Source organism: Endozoicomonas sp. ONNA2, from assembly GCF_024606365.1.
Lineage (GTDB): Bacteria > Pseudomonadota > Gammaproteobacteria > Pseudomonadales > Endozoicomonadaceae > Endozoicomonas.
In genome coordinates this window covers 1-1,007 of record NZ_JAHHPO010000063.1, presented here as the reverse complement: position 1 = coordinate 1,007, position 1,007 = coordinate 1, and the positions used below count along the sequence as shown (strand labels likewise).

Annotated in this window: 1 protein-coding gene; it reads left to right on the top strand. The window is 49.2% G+C overall.

Annotated elements, in window-relative coordinates; translation table 11 throughout:
- Window positions 1–137: 137 nt before the first annotated feature.
- Complete coding sequence (locus tag KDK14_RS00925; RefSeq protein ID WP_257263136.1) at window positions 138–551, top strand: hypothetical protein; 414 nt, start codon at window positions 138–140, stop codon at window positions 549–551.
- Window positions 552–1,007: the final 456 nt, after the last annotated feature.

Genomic DNA, 1,007 nt, shown 5'->3' with positions numbered 1-1,007 from the left:
TTCACCAACATGGTTCTACAGCCAGCTGCAACTTTATCGACTGAAATTCTCTTGATATCGACTTCACACCACTAACCGACCTGCCACTGGTTAACAGCCTGGTCTCCGGTCGTTACCATAAAACGCAGTCCCGCTTTATGAATCTGGCACCGGCCAGGCAACTGGAGCTGCTGGAGACTCTGGCCAGCCAACCCGACTATCTGGGTCTGGATCATTTTGCAGAACCCCTGGCCCGGTTGGAGGTCGATTTCGCCAAAGCGACACAGGCGCCATCGGCTATCCCGGAAGGCCCGGATCAGCCTTCGGACAGGCAGTCCCCCGATTGGCAAACTTTCCAGCTGAACCAGCAAGCCTGGAAACTGTTTACCCATCTGCAATTCGGCGATCAGATCAACGACGCCCGGTTGCAGGAGGAAGTGATCGCCCAGATAGCAAGGACCAGTTTGCAGGCGCTTAAGGGCAAAACAACCGGTCAGTGGCAACAGACAGTGACAAGGCAAATGATCAGGGAGTTTGCCGACTTTCGTAACGACCCGGCTGAAGCCAGCTGAAAAATCAGTCATTCAATCAATTTCAGGGTTAACCACTATGAATCATCCAGGAGGCTGTCCGAGAATAGCGCCCGACTGGGCGTCCCCGTAGCGAGGATTGCGAGAAATTGAGGCTAAAAATTTCTGATTCTGAGGAGAATAGCGGGGCTATTTGACGAAGAAGCAGGCATCACTCTCCAGAACGTTGCAATACAGATAGGGAATATCTTTACTGCCGTCTTTGTTTTTAAAAACTTATTGAATAGCAGTACCCGGAAAGCCCGGGGCGGTAGAATCAGGTGTACTTACGTTTATATTTAAGCAGCTTTAGACGACATCAGGTGGTGTAAGAAGGCGATTAAAGCTCGCTATTATCACTTTATTAGTCATACAACTGAACTTGATATAACGAAGCGTTTCTATTTCCAGCAATTCCCGATAAATTGATTACCATCAATGATATCAAGGGTTAGAGGG